Here is a 16,326-nt window from a genome sequence, read left to right as displayed (position 1 = left end):
TTCAGCGACCCCTTACAGCTTCATCAGGCTGGCGTCGTCGACCGAGGCCGAGTGGCGGGAACGGAACAGCGACACGATGATCGCGAGCCCGACCACGACCTCCGCGGCGGCGACGACCATCGTGAAGAAGGCGATGATCTGGCCGTCGAGATTGCCGTGCATCCGGGAGAAGACGACGAAGGCGAGGTTGCAGGCGTTGAGCATGAGCTCGATGCACATGAACACCACGATCGCGTTCCGTCTGATCAGGACACCGGTGGCGCCGATCGTGAACAACAGAGCGGCGAGGTAGAGGTAGTTGACCGGATTCACTTGGACGCCTCCTCCGGCTTCGTGCGCTCCAGGCGCTCCTCGGCACGCTGCTCCAGCGCCTTCAGATCCTTCAGCGCGTCGGCCGACACGTCACGGATCTGCCCGCGGTCGCGCAGCGTCTTGCTGACGGTCAGCTCGGACGGAGTGCCGTCGGGGAGCAGGCCGGCGATGTCCACCGCGTTGTGCCGGGCGTAGACACCCGGAGCCGGCAGCGGCGGGAGGTGCTTGCCCTCGCGCACCCGCTGCTCGGACAGCTCGCGCTGGGTCCTGGCGCGCTCGGTGCGCTCGCGGTGGGTGAGCACCATGGCGCCGATGGTGGCCGTGATGAGCAGCGCGCCGGTGATCTCGAAGGCGAACACGTACTTCGTGAAGATGAGGGCGGCGAGGCCCTCCACGTTGCCGTTCGCGTTGGCCTTCGCCAGGCCGTCGAAGTCCTGGACGGACGCGTTGCCGATACCGGCGAACAGCAGGATGCCGAAGCCGAGTCCGCAGAGCAGGGCCAGCCAGCGCTGCCCCTTGATGGTCTCCTTCAGCGAGTCCGCCGCGGTGACACCGACGAGCATGACGACGAAGAGGAACAGCATCATGATCGCGCCGGTGTAGACGACGACCTGGACGATGCCCAGGAAGTAGGCGCCGTTGGCGAGGTAGAACACCGCCAGGACGATCATGGTTCCGGCGAGACACAGCGCGCTGTGCACGGCCTTGCGCATGAAGACGGTGCACAGGGCGCCGATCACCGCGACGGTGCCGAGAACCCAGAACTGGAAGGCCTCTCCGGTGGAGGTGGAGTACGCGGCCAGGCCGGTCATGCCTCCGCCCCCTCTCCGGCGGGCCCGCCCGACGGACTCGCCGAGGGATGCAACTCGCCCTTGGAGACGGCCACCTGACGCTCGGTGCCGGGTGCAGCCTCGGTGACCAGACCTCGGTAGTAGTCCTGCTCGTCCGTGCCCGGGAAGATCGAGTGCGGTGTGTCGACCATGCCGTCCTGGAGCCCGGCGAGCAGCTGCTCCTTGGTGTAGATCAGGTTGGCGCGGCTGCTGTCCGCGAGCTCGAACTCGTTCGTCATCGTCAGCGCGCGCGTGGGGCACGCCTCGATGCACAGGCCGCACAGGATGCAGCGGGCGTAGTTGATCTGGTAGACGCGGCCGTAGCGCTCACCCGGGGAGTAGCGCTCCTCCTCGGTGTTGTCCGCGCCCTCCACATAGATGGCGTCCGCGGGACAGGCCCAGGCGCACAGCTCACAGCCCACGCACTTCTCCAGGCCGTCCGGGTGGCGGTTGAGCTGGTGCCGGCCGTGGAACCGCGGTGCGGTGGTCTTCTGCTCTTCCGGGTACTGCTCGGTCAGCCGCTTCTTGAACATGGCCTTGAAGGTCACGCCGAAACCGGCGACGGGGTTCTGGAAACCAGGTTTGGTCTCCTTCGGCTCCTCAGCCATCGGACCCCTCCTTTCCGTCACGAGATCCGGTGACGGGTCCGTCACTCGCAGTATCGGACCCGCCACTGACAATCAGCTCCCGCTCGCGGCGCGGACGGCGCCGCGGTACCGGCGGCAGCTCCTGGCCGGGCAGTGGGGGCACGGGGAATCCGCCGGCCATCGGGTCGAAAGCGGCGGGCTCGGCGGGCGTCTCCTGGCCCTCCTGGCCCTGCTTGTCGCGGAAGATGTCCGCCACGAACGACAGCAGCAGGAGGACGAGGACACCTCCGCCCACGTACAGGGCGATGTCCGCGAAGTCGTAGTTCTCGTTGCGCAGCGTCCGTACCGTCGCGACGAGCATCAGCCAGACCACGGAGACCGGGATGAGCACCTTCCAACCGAGCTTCATCAGCTGGTCGTAGCGGACGCGCGGCAGCGTGCCGCGCAGCCAGATGAAGAAGAACAGCAGGAGCTGCACCTTCACCACGAACCAGAGCATCGGCCACCAGCCGTGGTTGGCGCCCTCCCAGAAGCTGCTGATCGGCCAGGGCGCACGCCAGCCGCCCAGGAAGAGCGTCGTCGACACGGCCGAGACCGTCACCATGTTCACGTACTCGGCGAGCATGAACAGCGCGAACTTGATCGACGAGTACTCGGTGTTGAAGCCGCCGACGAGGTCGCCCTCGGACTCCGGCATGTCGAAGGGGGCCCGGTTGGTCTCACCGATCATCGTCACGATGTAGATGAGGAACGAGACCGGCAGCAGGACGATGTACCAGCGGTCCTGCTGCTGCTCGACGATCGTCGACGTCGACATCGACCCGGAGTAGAGGAACACCGAGGCGAACGCGGCACCCATGGCGATCTCGTAGGAGATCATCTGGGCGCAGGAGCGCAGACCGCCCAGCAGCGGATAGGTGGATCCGGAGCTCCAGCCGGCGAGCACGATCCCGTAGATGCCCACCGAGGCCACCGCGAGGATGTAGAGCATCGCGATCGGCAGGTCGGTGAGCTGCATCGTGGTGCGCTGACCGAAGATCGAGATCTCGTTGTCCGCGGGCCCGAAGGGGATCACCGCGATCGCCATGAAGGCCGGGATGGCCGCGACGATCGGCGCGAGGACGTAGACCACCTTGTCCGCGCGCTTGACGATCAGGTCCTCCTTGAGCATCAGCTTCACACCGTCGGCGAGCGACTGGAGCATGCCCCAGGGCCCGTGCCGGTTGGGGCCGATGCGCAGCTGCATCCAGGCGACGACCTTGCGCTCCCACACGATGGAGAAGAGCACGGTCACCATCAGGAAGGCGAAGCAGAACACCGCCTTGATGACGACCAGCCACCAGGGGTCGTGGCCGAACATCGAGAGGTCTTCAGCGGCGAGGTACGGCGTCATGCCTCCACCTCCTTGGGGGCCTCGGCGGCGATCGTCGCCGGGCCGATGCGGACGAGTGCGCCGGGCAGCGCCCCGGTGTCGGAGGCGACGCCCCCTCCGGTCGAGTTCAGCGGGAGCCAGACCACGCGGTCGGGCATCTCGGTGACCTGCAGCGGGAGTTCGACCGCTCCGCCCGGACCGGTCACGGCGATGACATCGCCGTTCTTGACGCCCGCCTCGGCGGCGGTGGCGGCCGACACGCGCGCGTGTGCGGCGTGCCGGGTTCCGGCGAGCGCTTCGTCGCCCTCCTGGAGGCGCCCCTGGTCGAGCAGCAGCCGGTGCCCGGCCAGTACGGCCTCCCCGGCGGCGGGACGGGGCATCTCCACCCCGGTCTCCCGGGGTTCGGCGGCCCGCGACCCGTCCCAGGCGCCGAGCCGGTCGAGTTCCCCGCGCGTGGTGCGCAGGTCCGGCAGCCCCAGGTGTACGTCCATGGCGTCGGCCAGCATCTGCAGGACGCGCGCGTCGGTGGGCGCCAGGGGCCGGGTCATCTGGTCGGGCTTGAGAGCCGCCTCGAAGGAGCGCACCCTGCCTTCCCAGTTGAGGAAGCTTCCGGCCTTCTCGGCGACCGCGGCGACCGGCAGGACGACGTCCGCGTGCTCGGTGACCTCACTGGGCCGCAGTTCGAGCGACACCAGGAAGCCCACTTCGGACAGGGCCGCACGCGCGCGCGTGGGGTCGGGAAGGTCGGCGACCTCCACACCCGCCACCACCAGGGCCCGCAGTTCGCCGCCGACGGCGGCCTCCACGATCTGGCCGGTGTCACGGCCGTAGCGGTGCGGGAGTTCGGAGACGCCCCATGCGGCCGCGACCTCGTCCCGCGCGCGCGGATCGGTGGCCGGGCGTCCGCCCGGCAGCAGCGACGGAAGCGCGCCGGCCTCGATCGCACCGCGTTCCCCTGCCCGGCGCGGGATCCACACCAGTCGGGCGCCGGTGGCGGTGGCGGTCCGCACGGCGGCGGTCAGCCCTCCCGCCACGGTGGCGAGCCGCTCACCGACGACGATCACGGCGCCCTCGACACGCAGCGCCTCGGCGGCCCTGGCGCCGTCGTCCTCCAGGCCGACGCCGCTCGCGAGCGCGTCCAGCCACTCGGTCTCGGTGCCGGGCGCGGCCGGCAGCAGCGTGCCGCCCGCCTTCTCCAGACCGCGGGTGGCGTGCGTGGCCAGGGAGAACGTCTTCTGTCCGTGCCCGCGCCATGCCTTGCGCAGCCGCAGGAAGACGCCGGGCGCCTCCTCCTCCGACTCGAACCCCGCGAGCAGGACGGCGGGCGCCTTCTCCAGGGCGGTGTACGTGACGCCCGTGCCGTCGAGATCCCGGCCGCGTCCGGCGACCCGGGCGGCCAGGAAGTCGGCCTCCTCGGAGCTGTGCACGCGCGCGCGGAAGTCGATGTCGTTCGTCTCGAGTGCCACGCGCGCGAACTTGCTGTACGCGTAGGCGTCCTCGACGGTGAGCCGGCCGCCGGTGAGGACACCGGCCCGCCCGCGGGCGGCGGTCAGTCCCTGCGCGGCGGCTTCCAGGGCCTCCGGCCAGGAGGCGGGCTCGAGGACGCCCTCGGCGTTGCGCACCAGGGGCGTGTCGAGGCGGTCGCGCTGCTGCGCGTACCGGAACCCGAACCGGCCCTTGTCGCAGACCCATTCCTCGTTGACCTCGGGGTCGGGCGCAGCGAGACGCCGCATCACCTTGCCGCGCCGGTGATCGGTGCGCGTCGCGCAGCCGCCGGAGCAGTGCTCGCACACGGAGTGCGAGGAGATGAGGTCGAAGGGGCGCGAGCGGAAGCGGTAGGCCGCCGACGTGAGCGCGCCCACCGGGCAGATCTGGATCGTGTTGCCGGAGAAGTACGACTCGAACGGGTCGCCCTCACCGGTGCCGACCTGCTGGAGCGCGCCCCGCTCGACCAGCTCGATCATGGGGTCGCCCGCGATCTGGTTCGAGAAGCGGGTGCAGCGCGCGCACAGCACGCACCGCTCGCGGTCCAGGAGCACCTGCGTGGAGATCGGGATCGGCTTCTCGTAGGTCCGCTTCTTGCCCTCGAACCGGGACTCGGCGTTGCCGTGCGACATCGCCTGGTTCTGCAGGGGGCACTCGCCTCCCTTGTCGCAGACCGGGCAGTCCAGCGGGTGGTTGATGAGCAGCAGCTCCATCACACCGTGCTGTGCCTTCTCGGCGACCTGGGAGGTGAGTTGAGTCTTGACGACCATCCCGTCCGTACAGGTGATCGTGCAGGACGCCATGGGCTTGCGCTGGCCCTCGACCTCGACGATGCACTGGCGGCAGGCGCCGGCCGGGTCGAGGAGCGGGTGGTCGCAGAAGCGGGGGATCTCGATGCCGAGTTGTTCGGCGGCCCGGATGACCAGGGTGCCCTTGGGCACGCTCATCTCGACGCCGTCGATCGTCAGCGAGACGAGATCCTCCGGCGGGACCGCCGCTTCCCCGCCTCCGGAGGGAGCGCTGGTGGTCACTGTCATGCGTTCACCTCCGTGTGCTTGTCCGCCCAGGCCGTGGAGCGGGCGGGGTCGAAGGGGCAGCCGCGGCCCGTGATGTGCTGCTCGTACTCCTCGCGGAAGTACTTGAGCGAGGAGAAGATCGGCGAGGCGGCACCGTCGCCGAGGGCGCAGAAGGACTTGCCGTTGATGTTGTCGGCGATGTCGTTGAGTTTGTCGAGGTCGGACATGACGCCCTTGCCGGCCTCGATGTCGCGCAGCAATTGGACGAGCCAGTACGTGCCTTCACGGCACGGCGTGCACTTGCCGCAGGACTCGTGGGCGTAGAACTCGGTCCAGCGGGTGACGGCTCGGACGACGCAGGTCGTCTCGTCGAAGCACTGGAGTGCTTTCGTGCCGAGCATGGAACCCGCGGCGCCCACTCCTTCGTAATCAAGAGGGACGTCGAGATGCTCGTCGGTGAACATCGGGGTCGAGGAGCCGCCCGGCGTCCAGAACTTCAGCCGGTGACCGGGGCGCATCCCGCCGCTCATGTCGAGGAGTTGGCGCAGCGTGATGCCGAGCGGTGCCTCGTACTGGCCGGGGCTGGCGACATGGCCGCTGAGGGAGTAGAGCGTGAAGCCCGGGGACTTCTCGCTTCCCATCGACCTGAACCATTCCTTGCCATTTTGGAGAATTGCGGGAACTGACGCGATCGACTCGACGTTATTTACAACAGTTGGACACGCATAGAGGCCCGCGACAGCAGGGAAAGGGGGACGAAGCCGCGGTTGACCACGGCGGCCTTCGAGCGAGTCGAGCAGCGCGGTCTCCTCACCGCAGATGTACGCGCCGGCGCCCGCGTGCACGGTGAGCTGGAGGTCGAGTCCGCTGCCCAGGATGTTCTCGCCGAGGTACCCCGCCGCGTAGGCCTCACGTACGGCCTCGTGCAACCGCCGCAATACGGGGACGACTTCACCGCGGAGATAGATGAAGGCATGCGAAGACCGGATGGCATAGCACGCGATCACAATGCCCTCGATGAGGCTGTGCGGGTTCGCGAAGAGGAGCGGGATGTCCTTGCAGGTCCCCGGCTCCGACTCGTCGGCGTTGACAACTAGATAGTGAGGTTTGCCGTCTCCCTGGGGAATGAACTGCCATTTCATTCCGGTCGGGAATCCTGCACCGCCCCGGCCCCGCAGCCCGGAGTCCTTGACGTACGCGATCAGGTCGTCCGGTGACATGGCGAGTGCCTTGCGCAGGCCCTCGTACCCCTCGTGCCTCCGGTAGACGTCCAGCGACCAGGACCTGTCCTCGTCCCAGAAGGCCGACAGCACGGGTGCGAGCAGCTTTTCGGGACTCGTCTCGTTGATCTCTGCTGCCAAGGTCATCACTCCCCCTCCTCTGCCACAGGACCCGCCGGGTGGGACGGGTCGGAGGCCGACGTGTCCTGCGGCGCGTCGTGCGAGCTGGGGTGCTCGGCGGGCCGCTGGTTCTGAGGTGCTCCTCCGCCTCGCGGATGCACCACGCGCGCGGGTGAGCTCTCCCCCTTGGCCAGGCGCAGCCCCACCAGGGAGGCGTGGCCCGCGCTGCCGCCGGCCTCCACCGCGCCCTCGCGCTCGTCGGGGAAGCCCGCCAGGATCCGGGCGGTGTCCTTGAAGGTGCACAGACGGGCGCCGCGGGTCGGGTCGACGTCGGCGCCCGCGCGCAGGTCGTCGACGAGCCGCTTGGCCGAGTCCACGGTCTGGTTGTCGAAGAACTCCCAGTTGACCATCACGACCGGCGCGAAGTCGCAGGCCGCGTTGCACTCGATGTGCTCCAGGGTGACCTTGCCGTCACCGGTGGTCTCCCCGTTGCCGACGCCCAGGTGGTCCTGGAGGGCCTCGAAGATGGCGTCGCCGCCCATGACCGCGCACAGGGTGTTGGTGCAGACACCCACCTGGTAGTCACCGCTCGGCTTGCGCCGGTACATCGAGTAGAAGGTCGCGACGGCGGCGACCTCGGCCGTCGTCAGGCCCAGTGTCTCCGCGCAGAACCGCTGTCCCGTGCGCGTGACGTGGCCCTCCTGCGACTGCACGAGATGCAGCAACGGAAGGAGCGCCGAGCGGGAGTCGGGGTAGCGGGCGATGATCTCGCGCGCGTCCGCCTCCAGCCGGGCCCGGACGTCGGCCGGGTAGTCGGGCGCGGGCAGTTGGGGCATGCCCAGGCTGACGCCCTCGGGGGTGGTGGTCACCGGTCGACGCCTCCCATCACGGGGTCGATGGACGCGACGGCGACGATGACGTCGGCGACCTGGCCGCCTTCGCACATCGCCGCCATGGCCTGCAGGTTGGTGAAGGACGGGTCCCGGAAGTGGACCCGGTAGGGGCGGGTGCCTCCGTCGGAGACGACGTGCACCCCGAGCTCGCCCTTGGGCGACTCGACCGCCGTGTACGCCTGTCCCGGCGGCACGCGGAAGCCCTCGGTCACCAGCTTGAAGTGGTGGATCAGGGCCTCCATGGAGGTGCCCATGATCTTCTTGATGTGGTCGAGCGAGTTGCCGAGACCGTCGGGGCCGAGCGCGAGCTGGGCGGGCCAGGCGATCTTCTTGTCGGCGACCATGACCGGGCCGGGCTGGAGCCGGTCCAGGCACTGCTCGACGATCCGCAGCGACTGGCGCATCTCCTCCAGGCGGATCAGGAAGCGCCCGTAGGAGTCGCAGGTGTCGGCGGTCGGGACCTCGAAGTCGTAGTTCTCGTAGCCGCAGTACGGCTGGGACTTGCGCAGGTCGTGCGGCAGGCCCGCCGACCGCAGGACCGGGCCGGTGGCACCGAGGGCCATACAGCCGGCCAGGTCGAGATAGCCGACGTCCTGCATGCGGGCCTTGAAGATGGGGTTCCCGGTGGCGAGCTTGTCGTACTCGGGAAGGTTCTTCGTCATCTTCTTCACGAACTCGCGGATCTGGTCCACCGCGCCCGGGGGCAGGTCCTGGGCGAGTCCGCCGGGGCGGATGAACGCGTGGTTCATCCGCAGGCCCGTGATCAGCTCGTAGATGTCGAGGATGAGCTCACGGTCACGGAAGCCGTAGATCATGATCGTGGTGGCGCCCAGCTCCATGCCTCCGGTGGCGATGCACACCAGATGGGAGGAGAGTCGGTTCAGCTCCATGAGGAGCACGCGGATGACCGAGGCGCGGTCGGGGATCTGGTCGGTGATCCCGAGGAGCTTCTCGACGCCGAGGCAGTAGGCCGTCTCGTTGAAGAACGGCGTCAGATAGTCCATGCGCGTCACGAACGTGGTGCCCTGGGTCCACGTTCGGAACTCGAGGTTCTTCTCGATGCCGGTGTGGAGATAGCCGATGCCGCAGCGGGCCTCGGTCACCGTCTCGCCGTCGATCTCCAGGATGAGCCGGAGCACGCCGTGGGTGGACGGGTGCTGCGGACCCATGTTGACGATGATGCGCTCGTCGTCGGACTTGGCCGCCGACTGGGCGATCTCGTCCCAGTCGCCGCCGGTGACCGTATATACGGTGCCCTCGGTCGTCTCGCGGGGCGATGCGGCCGATGCCCCGGAAGGGGTCTGCGTGCTCATGAGTACGACCTCCGCTGGTCCGGAGCCGGGATCTGGGCGCCCTTGTACTCGACGGGAATGCCGCCGAGGGGATAGTCCTTGCGCTGCGGGAAGCCCTGCCAGTCGTCCGGCATCATGATCCGCGTCAGCGCGGGGTGGCCGTCGAAGATCAGGCCGAAGAAGTCGTACGTCTCGCGCTCGTGCCAGTCGTTCGTCGGATAGACGCTGACGAGCGAGGGGACGTGGGGGTCCGCGTCCGGGGCACTGACCTCCAGCCGGATCAGCCGGTTGTGGGTGATCGAGCGCAGGTGGTAGACGGCGTGCAGCTCGCGGCCCTTGTCGTGCAGGTGGTGGACGCCGGAGACGCCGGTGCACAGTTCGAACCGGAGGGCCGGGTCGTCGCGCAGGGTCTGGGCGACGGGGAGCAGGTACTCGCGTTCGACGTGGAAGGTGATCTCGTCGCGGTCGACGACCGTCTTGTCGATGACGTTCTCGGGGACGAGTCCCTGTTCCTCCAGAGCGCCCTCCAGCTCGTCGGCCACCTCGTCGAACCAGCCGCCGTAGGGGCGGGTGGCCGCGCCGGGCAGCCGGATCGAGCGGACCAGGCCGCCGTAGCCGGAGGTGTCGCCGCCGTTGTTCGCGCCGAACATGCCGCGCTGGACGCGGATCTCCTCGCCCTGGTCGCCTCGCTGGCCGGGAAGGTTGGAGGCGCTCAGGTCCTTCTCAGGGTTGACCCCGTTGCCGTTCGCGTCGCTCACCGCAGCAGGCCCTTCATCTCGATGGTGGGAAGCGCCTTGAGCGCCGCTTCCTCCGCCTCGCGGGCCGCCTCCTCGGCGTTCACGCCGAGCTTGGAGGTCTGGATCTTCTGGTGGAGCTTGAGAATCGCGTCCATCAGCATCTCGGGCCGCGGCGGACATCCGGGCAAATAGATGTCGACCGGGACGATATGGTCAACTCCCTGCACAATGGCGTAGTTATTGAACATTCCGCCTGATGACGCACAAACCCCCATGGAGATGACCCACTTGGGGTTGGGCATCTGGTCGTAGACCTGCCGCAGCACCGGCGCCATCTTCTGGCTCACCCGGCCGGCCACGATCATCAGGTCGGCCTGGCGGGGCGACCCGCGGAAGACCTCCATACCGAAGCGCGCCAGGTCGTAACGCCCGGCGCCGGTCGTCATCATCTCGATGGCACAGCAGGCGAGTCCGAATGTCGCGGGGAAGACGGACGCCTTGCGCACCCAGCCCGCGGCCTGCTCGACGGTCGTCAGCAGGAATCCGCTCGGCAGCTTTTCTTCGAGTCCCATGTCTTAAAGGCCCCTCAGTCCCATTCCAGGCCGCCGCGCCGCCATACGTACGCGTAGGCGACGAAGACGGTGAGCACGAAGAGCAGCATCTCCACGAGCCCGAAAACACCCAGGGCGTCGAAGGTGACGGCCCAGGGGTAGAGGAAGACGATCTCGATGTCGAAGACGATGAAGAGCATCGCCGTCAGGTAGTACTTGATGGGAAAGCGCCCACCGCCGACCGGCGTGGGGGTCGGCTCGATGCCGCACTCGTACGCGTCGAGTTTGGCGCGGTTGTACCGCTTCGGACCGATCAGCGTGGCCATGACCACGGAGAAGATCGCAAAGCCTGCCCCGAGGGCTCCCAGTACGAGGATCGGCGCATACGCGTTCACGCTCCTCGCTCCTCTCAGTCGGCACTGACTGGTGGCGGTTTCGGCGAGCCTGCACCCCTGCCTCGTCAGCACCGCGAACCCCACCCGTCCCGGCGAAGATCGCGGACATGTGAAGCAGGTCACAAGCCCAACTGCCTCGCATCTTATGCCCGGCGGTCTGTGATCTGCGACACGGGGTATTGCCTTAGCTTTGTGATCTCCACCACCTGACGAACGATCATGAAGTCGGATGAGCGGTGATCTTCACACACGAAGCGTCAGGTCGATCACCAGACGTGACATTTTCGCTCATCGCCGCAGGCCCAGGGGGGCGTCTCCATATCAAGAGACTTCCGCCGCATGCAAATTCGCGCTGGACGCACCCCCTTGATAGAGGACCGCGTTCACACTTCGGGGGGACCGACGGGACCGATGTGGACACGTGCACGCGTTCACGAGCGGGGGCGACGCGGCGGCGGGGAGGGGTCACGCGCGGGACGCGGGGGCCCGGGTGACCGTTCCGTGACCTGCGCCACATCTACCTATGGGTCAGATAAGCCGGGCTTGGCCACCGACTTCAACCGGTGGTAGGTGGCGGGCAATTCGGACGTATTACTGAAAGGCCATGATCATGGGCCTGATGGACAGTGTCCGCAATGCCCGTTACGGCGTCAATAAAGAGTGACGGGCGACGAATTCGGCGGCCGATTGAACAACTGTGGCGCACCACACGTTTCTTGAAGGTATGGAGGAGCCCCTGGTACCGCTAGTACCCATGTCCCACACCGCACACATACGAAGCCACCGGAAGCCCCGTCGCAACGCTCCGTCGCTCGCGATGCGCGCCGGAGTTGCCGGTGGCGTCCTCAGCACCCTGGCAGTGGCCGGTGCAGCGGGTTCGGCGAGCGCCGCCGAGCCCGTGACGCAGACCATGGAACTGCCGACCCTGACGGCCGATCTGGCCACCCAGGTCGCCGAGTCCGCGGACGCCACCCAGCAGACCGCGGCCGACTACCAGCTTCAGGCGGAGCGCGACGCGGCGGCCGCCAAGGCCGCCAAGCAGGCCAAGGCCGACCTGGCCGACGCCAAGACGAAGGCTGAGGCCAAGAAGAAGGCCGAGGCCGCGCGCAAGGCCGCGGCGGCCGACGCCGTCTCGCGTTCCTCGGCACGGACCGTCCTGTCGGCGAGCGCGTCCACGTCCACGAACGTCGCCGCCCCGGCCAGCGGCAGCGTCGCGACCGTCGTCGCCTTCCTGAAGGCTCAGGTCGGCGACGCGTACGTCATGGGCGGCACCGGACCCAACGCGTGGGACTGTTCCGGGCTGGTGCAGGCGGCGTTCAAGCAGGTCGGCGTCGACCTGCCGCGCGTCTCGCAGGACCAGTCGGTGTCCGGTACGCCGGTTTCCCTGTCCAATGTCCAGGTCGGCGACATTCTGTACTGGGGTGCGGCGGGTTCGGCGTACCACGTCGGGGTGTACATCGGTAACGGGCAGTACCTCGACGCGGCCAACCCCTCCAAGGGCGTCGTGATCCAGGACCTCTCGGGCTACCCGGCCACGGGCGCGGTGCGCGTGCTCTGACCCACGGGTGACTTCCGGAGGACCGCTTCCTGTGCGGGGAGCGGTCCTCCGGGCTGTTCGGAAGCCGTCGGGAGACGGGTCTTCGGGCTGTTTCGCGCACGCCGCGCGACGGCATCCGCCAGGGTGGTAACCGGTGCCGGAGGTCGGCGGACCGCCGTCGGCCGCGGTGCCCGCGTACCCGAAGGAGACAGCGATGCCCCGTGTGTTCGTCCAGGGAAGCCCGGTCGGCTCGTACCCGTCGCTCACGCCGGAGGCCCGGCGCGGAACCGTGCGGCGGATCACCGAGGTCGGGGAAGAGGTCCTGCACCGCCCCTGCCGGGACGTGACCGAGTTCGGTCCCGATCTCGCCGCGCTCATCGACGACATGTTCCTGACCATGTACGTGGCCGACGGCGCCGGCCTCGCCGCGAACCAGGTCGGTGTGGATCTGCGGCTCTTCGTCTACGACTGCCCCGACGACGACGGCGTCCGGCACGTCGGCCACATCGCCAACCCCGTCCTGGAGCGGCTCGCACCCTCCGGCCGCCGCCTCCTGGACGAGGGCGAGGGGTGTCTGTCCGTCCCGGGTGCCGTCGTGGACGTGCCCCGCCCGGACCGGGCCGTCGTGCGGGGCGTCGACAAGGACGGGGACCCGCTCGTCATCGAGGGCACGGGGTACTTCGCGCGCTGTCTGGAGCACGAGAGCGACCATCTCGACGGACACGTCTACCTGGACCGGCTCTCCCGGCGGGACCGCAAGGACGCCCTGCGGCAGGTGGCCGAGCGGCGCGAGCAGGTGGTGGCCCGTCGCGCCGCCAAGGAGTCGGAGCTGTCCCGGTGACCGCCCGGGCGGCCCGTTCGGTCAGGCCTTCGGGGCCACCTTCGAGAGGCCGTTGATGATGCGGTCCATCGCGTCGCCGCCCGTCGGGTCGGTGAGGTTCGCGAGCATCTTCAGGGTGAACTTCATCAGCATCGGGTGGGTCAGGCCGCGCTGGGTGGCGATCTTCATGACCTTGGGGTTGCCGATGAGCTTCACGAAGGCGCGGCCGAGGGTGTAGTAGCCGCCGTAGGTGTCCTTGAGGACACGCGGGTAGCGCTGGAGGGCCAGTTCGCGCTGGCCCGGGGTGGCGCGCGCGTGGGCCTGGACGATGACGTCGGCGGCGATCTGGCCGGACTCCATGGCGTAGGCGATGCCCTCGCCGTTGAACGGGTTCACCAGACCGCCGGCGTCACCCACCAGCAGCAGGCCCTTGGTGTAGTGCGGTTGACGGTTGAAGGCCATCGGGAGGGCCGCGCCGCGGATCGGGCCGGTCATGTTCTCGGGGGTGTAGCCCCAGTCCTCCGGCATCGAGGCGCACCAGGCCTTCAGGACCTCGCGCCAGTCGAGCTCCTTGAAGGAGTCGGAGGTGTTGAGGACACCGAGGCCGACGTTCGAGGTGCCGTCGCCCATGCCGAAGATCCACCCGTAGCCGGGCAGCAGACGGTCCTCGGCGCCCCGGCGGTCCCACAGCTCCAGCCACGACTCCAGGTAGTCGTCCTCGTGGCGCGGCGAGGTGAAGTACGTGCGGACGGCGACGCCCATCGGGCGGTCCTCGCGGCGGTGCAGGCCCATCGCGAGGGAGAGACGGGTGGAGTTGCCGTCGGCCGCGACCACCAGAGGGGCGTGGAAGGTCACCTCCCGCTTCTCCTTGGAGTCGGCGTCGCCCAGCTTCGCGTGCACGCCGGTGATACGGCCGGTGCGCTCGTCGATGATCGGGGCGCCGACGTTGCAGCGCTCGTGCAGCCGCGCGCCCGCCTTCTGCGCCTGGCGTGCGAGCTGCTCGTCGAAATCGTCCCGCTTGCGCACGAGTCCGTAGTCGGGGAAGGAGGCGAGATCCGGCCAGTCGAGCTGGAGGCGCACGCCGCCGCCGATGATGCGCAGACCCTTGTTCCGGAGCCAGCCGGCTTCCTCGGAGATGTCGATGCCCATCGACACGAGCTGCTTGGTGGCGCGCGGGGTCAGACCGTCGCCGCAGACCTTCTCGCGCGGGAAGGCCGTCTTCTCCAGGAGCAGGACGTCGAGTCCCGCCTTCGCCAGGTAGTACGCGGTGGTCGAACCGGCTGGCCCGGCCCCGACGACGATGACGTCGGCGGTGTTTTCGGAGAGCGGCTGGGGCTCGGTCACGGCGGGTTCTCCCCAAGACTCGAAATCAACGTGCCGACGGGCACTGGACATGGGCAGTCTATGCAGCGGTACCGATCACCCGGCTGAAGGGCTGCCCCGTGAACCGAGCTCTCCCCGATGTACGCCTGCGCGTTCCCACCGACGAGGACGCCCTCGCCTGGCACCGGGTCTTCGACGACCCGGACGTCATGGAGTTCCACGGGGGCCGCGCGGCCGAGCGGTCCGTCTACGAGGAACTCACGGCCCGCCAGCGGCGGCACGACGCGGAGTACGGGTTCTGCCTGTGGACGATGGTCGGTCCCGGGGACGAGGTACTGGGCTTCACGGGCGCGCAGCCGTGGCCGCACGCCTGGGGTCCGGCCGGGAAGATCGAGATCGGCTGGCGGCTGGGGCGGGCGCACTGGGGCAAGGGGTACGTCACGGCGGCGGCGCGGACCACGCTGGAGCGGGTCCGCGCGGCGGGCGTCACGGACGTCGTCGCGATGGTCAACGCGGGCAACGCCCGTTCCATCGCGGTGACGAGACGGCTCGGCATGGAGCTCGCGGAGCGGTTCACGCTGCCCGCGTCGCAGCAGGAGGGCCACCGCTACCGGCTGGCCCTGTGACGGATTCCGGCGCGTCTCCTCATGGCTTCCGGAAGGGCACGGACGAGGCTTACCCTTCCGGTACCGCTGGGGGTGACGTCTGTGCGCATAACACCCAAGACACCCGAAGTGCGCGTGCCGCGGCTCGTCGGCCTGATGGCCGTGGACGCGCGTGAGACGGCAGAGGCGCGTGGTGTTCTGCTCGCCGCGCCCGACCGGCCCGATTTCCCTCGGACGGTCGTCGACTACGTCGTACGGCAATTTCCGCAGCCCGGTGCCGAGGTGCCGCGCGGGGCCGTCGTCACGGTGTGGTTCGACCTGGGGGACGCGGAGGGCGGCGCCGGAGTGCGCGAACCACGTCCGCCCCGTCCGCCGTCGGGCGGGCTGCGCCGCGAACTCGACCTGCCCGGCGACCCGTTCGCGGTCCTCAGGTAGCAGGCCCGGACGGGTTCCCCGGCGAGGGGGACGCCGAGCGGGGTCAGGCCGGCTTGTAGCCCCGGTGGAGAGCGACGATGCCGCCCGTCAGGTTGCGCCAGGCCACCTTCGACCAGCCGGCCCCGATCAGCCGCTGGGCCAGTTCCGGCTGGGTCGGCCAGGCGCGGATGGACTCGGCGAGATAGACGTACGCGTCGGGGTTGGAGGAGGCGGCGCGGGCGACCGGGGGCAGCGCGCGCATCAGGTACTCGGTGTAGACCGTGCGGAACGGCGCCCAGGTGGGGTGCGAGAACTCGCAGATCACGACGCGTCCGCCCGGCCTGGTCACGCGGTACAGCTCGCGGAGCGCGGTGTCGGTGTCCTGCACGTTGCGCAGTCCGAAGGAGATCGTGACGGCGTCGAACGTGTCGTCCTTGAAGGGCAGCCTGGTCGCGTCACCGGCGGTCAGCGGCAGCCAGGGGTGGTTGCGCTTGCCGACGCGAAGCATCCCGAGGGAGAAGTCGCAGGGGACGACGTACGCGCCGGTGCGGGCGAAGGGGAGGGACGAGGTCGCGGTGCCGGCCGCGAGGTCCAGGATCTTCTGCGCGGGGCGCGCGTCGACCGCCTTCGCGACCTCCTTGCGCCACGCCCGGTCCTGTCCGAGCGACAGCAGGTCGTTCGTCAGGTCGTACCGTTCCGCCACGTCGTCGAACATCGAGGCGACTTCGTGCGGCTGCTTGTCCAGGGATGCGCGGGTCACGGTCCCCATTGTGGCAGTACGGGCCCGACGGCTCTCCGGCGCCCGGCCGGGAGTCGG

Annotated in this window: 17 protein-coding genes; 4 read left to right on the top strand and 13 right to left on the bottom strand. The window is 69.0% G+C overall.

The features are described from left to right. Window positions 1-12 precede the first annotated feature (12 nt). From nuoK to OG485_RS25185, 11 genes are read right to left on the bottom strand one after another with little or no spacing between them, the layout of a single operon-like run. Entirely contained in the window at window positions 13-312 is a 300-nt protein-coding gene (nuoK, locus tag OG485_RS25235) for an NADH-quinone oxidoreductase subunit NuoK (RefSeq protein ID WP_009190046.1), read from the bottom strand. Continuing rightward, on the bottom strand, window positions 309-1,124 hold the full coding sequence (locus tag OG485_RS25230; RefSeq protein WP_328670826.1) for an NADH-quinone oxidoreductase subunit J: 816 nt from the start codon (window positions 1,122-1,124) through the stop codon (window positions 309-311). The genes nuoK and OG485_RS25230 overlap by 4 nt, the downstream gene beginning before the upstream one ends. Next, entirely contained in the window at window positions 1,121-1,750 is a 630-nt protein-coding gene (nuoI, locus tag OG485_RS25225) for an NADH-quinone oxidoreductase subunit NuoI (protein ID WP_328670825.1), read from the bottom strand. The genes OG485_RS25230 and nuoI overlap by 4 nt, the downstream gene beginning before the upstream one ends. Beyond that, window positions 1,743-3,122, bottom strand: coding sequence for an NADH-quinone oxidoreductase subunit NuoH (gene nuoH / locus OG485_RS25220; protein ID WP_328670824.1), 1,380 nt, complete (start codon window positions 3,120-3,122; stop codon window positions 1,743-1,745). Before nuoH ends, nuoI begins: the two co-directional genes overlap by 8 nt. Beyond that, window positions 3,119-5,623, bottom strand: a complete 2,505-nt coding sequence (locus OG485_RS25215) for an NADH-quinone oxidoreductase subunit G (protein ID WP_328670823.1) — start codon at window positions 5,621-5,623, stop codon at window positions 3,119-3,121. Before OG485_RS25215 ends, nuoH begins: the two co-directional genes overlap by 4 nt. Next, window positions 5,620-6,972 (bottom strand): NADH-quinone oxidoreductase subunit NuoF, encoded by a 1,353-nt coding sequence (gene nuoF, locus OG485_RS25210; protein ID WP_326786160.1) that lies wholly within the window; start codon window positions 6,970-6,972, stop codon window positions 5,620-5,622. Before nuoF ends, OG485_RS25215 begins: the two co-directional genes overlap by 4 nt. Continuing rightward, window positions 6,969-7,811 carry an NADH-quinone oxidoreductase subunit NuoE gene (gene nuoE / locus OG485_RS25205; protein ID WP_328670822.1) on the bottom strand — a complete coding sequence of 281 codons (843 nt, stop codon included), beginning with the start codon at window positions 7,809-7,811 and terminating at the stop codon, window positions 6,969-6,971. Before nuoE ends, nuoF begins: the two co-directional genes overlap by 4 nt. Next, window positions 7,808-9,148: an NADH-quinone oxidoreductase subunit D gene (locus tag OG485_RS25200; protein WP_328670821.1), complete on the bottom strand. Its 1,341-nt coding sequence runs from the start codon at window positions 9,146-9,148 to the stop codon at window positions 7,808-7,810. The genes nuoE and OG485_RS25200 overlap by 4 nt, the downstream gene beginning before the upstream one ends. Continuing rightward, on the bottom strand, window positions 9,145-9,885 hold the full coding sequence (locus tag OG485_RS25195) for an NADH-quinone oxidoreductase subunit C (protein WP_328670820.1): 741 nt from the start codon (window positions 9,883-9,885) through the stop codon (window positions 9,145-9,147). Before OG485_RS25195 ends, OG485_RS25200 begins: the two co-directional genes overlap by 4 nt. Then, a complete protein-coding gene (locus OG485_RS25190; protein WP_003998928.1) occupies window positions 9,882-10,436 on the bottom strand; it encodes a NuoB/complex I 20 kDa subunit family protein in 555 nt (184 codons plus the stop codon). The genes OG485_RS25195 and OG485_RS25190 overlap by 4 nt, the downstream gene beginning before the upstream one ends. Before the next feature lie 14 nt (window positions 10,437-10,450). Beyond that, entirely contained in the window at window positions 10,451-10,810 is a 360-nt protein-coding gene (locus OG485_RS25185) for an NADH-quinone oxidoreductase subunit A (RefSeq protein ID WP_037627175.1), read from the bottom strand. A gap of 724 nt (window positions 10,811-11,534) precedes the next feature. Between OG485_RS25185 and OG485_RS25180 the strand changes: the two genes are divergently transcribed. Both OG485_RS25180 and def read left to right on the top strand, forming a co-directional pair. Beyond that, on the top strand, window positions 11,535-12,368 hold the full coding sequence (locus OG485_RS25180; protein ID WP_328670819.1) for a C40 family peptidase: 834 nt from the start codon (window positions 11,535-11,537) through the stop codon (window positions 12,366-12,368). 193 nt (window positions 12,369-12,561) lie between these two features. Beyond that, on the top strand, window positions 12,562-13,188 hold the full coding sequence (gene def, locus OG485_RS25175; protein ID WP_328670818.1) for a peptide deformylase: 627 nt from the start codon (window positions 12,562-12,564) through the stop codon (window positions 13,186-13,188). A gap of 21 nt (window positions 13,189-13,209) precedes the next feature. Here the strand turns inward: def and OG485_RS25170 are convergent, their stop codons facing one another. Further along, window positions 13,210-14,511 carry a geranylgeranyl reductase family protein gene (locus tag OG485_RS25170; protein ID WP_326786165.1) on the bottom strand — a complete coding sequence of 434 codons (1,302 nt, stop codon included), beginning with the start codon at window positions 14,509-14,511 and terminating at the stop codon, window positions 13,210-13,212. Window positions 14,512-14,609: 98 nt separating this feature from the next. On the opposite strand from OG485_RS25170, the gene OG485_RS25165 reads away from it, so the two are divergent. Next, window positions 14,610-15,116, top strand: a complete 507-nt coding sequence (locus OG485_RS25165) for a GNAT family N-acetyltransferase (RefSeq protein ID WP_328670817.1) — start codon at window positions 14,610-14,612, stop codon at window positions 15,114-15,116. A gap of 81 nt (window positions 15,117-15,197) precedes the next feature. Next, window positions 15,198-15,530, top strand: coding sequence for a PASTA domain-containing protein (locus tag OG485_RS25160; protein WP_326786167.1), 333 nt, complete (start codon window positions 15,198-15,200; stop codon window positions 15,528-15,530). Between the two features lie 43 nt (window positions 15,531-15,573). Here OG485_RS25160 and OG485_RS25155 read toward each other — a convergent pair whose 3' ends face one another. Continuing rightward, a complete protein-coding gene (locus OG485_RS25155; RefSeq protein ID WP_328670816.1) occupies window positions 15,574-16,269 on the bottom strand; it encodes a demethylmenaquinone methyltransferase in 696 nt (231 codons plus the stop codon). Window positions 16,270-16,326: the final 57 nt, after the last annotated feature.

Source organism: Streptomyces sp. NBC_00328 (assembly GCF_036139655.1).
Taxonomy (GTDB): domain Bacteria; phylum Actinomycetota; class Actinomycetes; order Streptomycetales; family Streptomycetaceae; genus Streptomyces.
This window is presented reverse-complemented; position numbering and strand designations above follow the sequence as displayed.

Bases quoted from the DNA above. Each gene is read 5' to 3' on its own strand.
- OG485_RS25180 (WP_328670819.1), top strand. From the start codon at position 11,535: ATGGAGGAGCCCCTGGTACCGCTAGTACCCATGTCCCACACCGCACAC.
- nuoI (WP_328670825.1), bottom strand. From the start codon at position 1,750: ATGGCTGAGGAGCCGAAGGAGACCAAACCTGGTTTCCAGAACCCCGTC.
- OG485_RS25230 (WP_328670826.1), bottom strand. From the start codon at position 1,124: ATGACCGGCCTGGCCGCGTACTCCACCTCCACCGGAGAGGCCTTCCAG.
- OG485_RS25190 (WP_003998928.1), bottom strand. From the start codon at position 10,436: ATGGGACTCGAAGAAAAGCTGCCGAGCGGATTCCTGCTGACGACCGTC.
- OG485_RS25200 (WP_328670821.1), bottom strand. From the start codon at position 9,148: ATGAGCACGCAGACCCCTTCCGGGGCATCGGCCGCATCGCCCCGCGAG.
- OG485_RS25215 (WP_328670823.1), bottom strand. From the start codon at position 5,623: ATGACAGTGACCACCAGCGCTCCCTCCGGAGGCGGGGAAGCGGCGGTC.
- def (WP_328670818.1), top strand. From the start codon at position 12,562: ATGCCCCGTGTGTTCGTCCAGGGAAGCCCGGTCGGCTCGTACCCGTCG.
- nuoH (WP_328670824.1), bottom strand. From the start codon at position 3,122: ATGACGCCGTACCTCGCCGCTGAAGACCTCTCGATGTTCGGCCACGAC.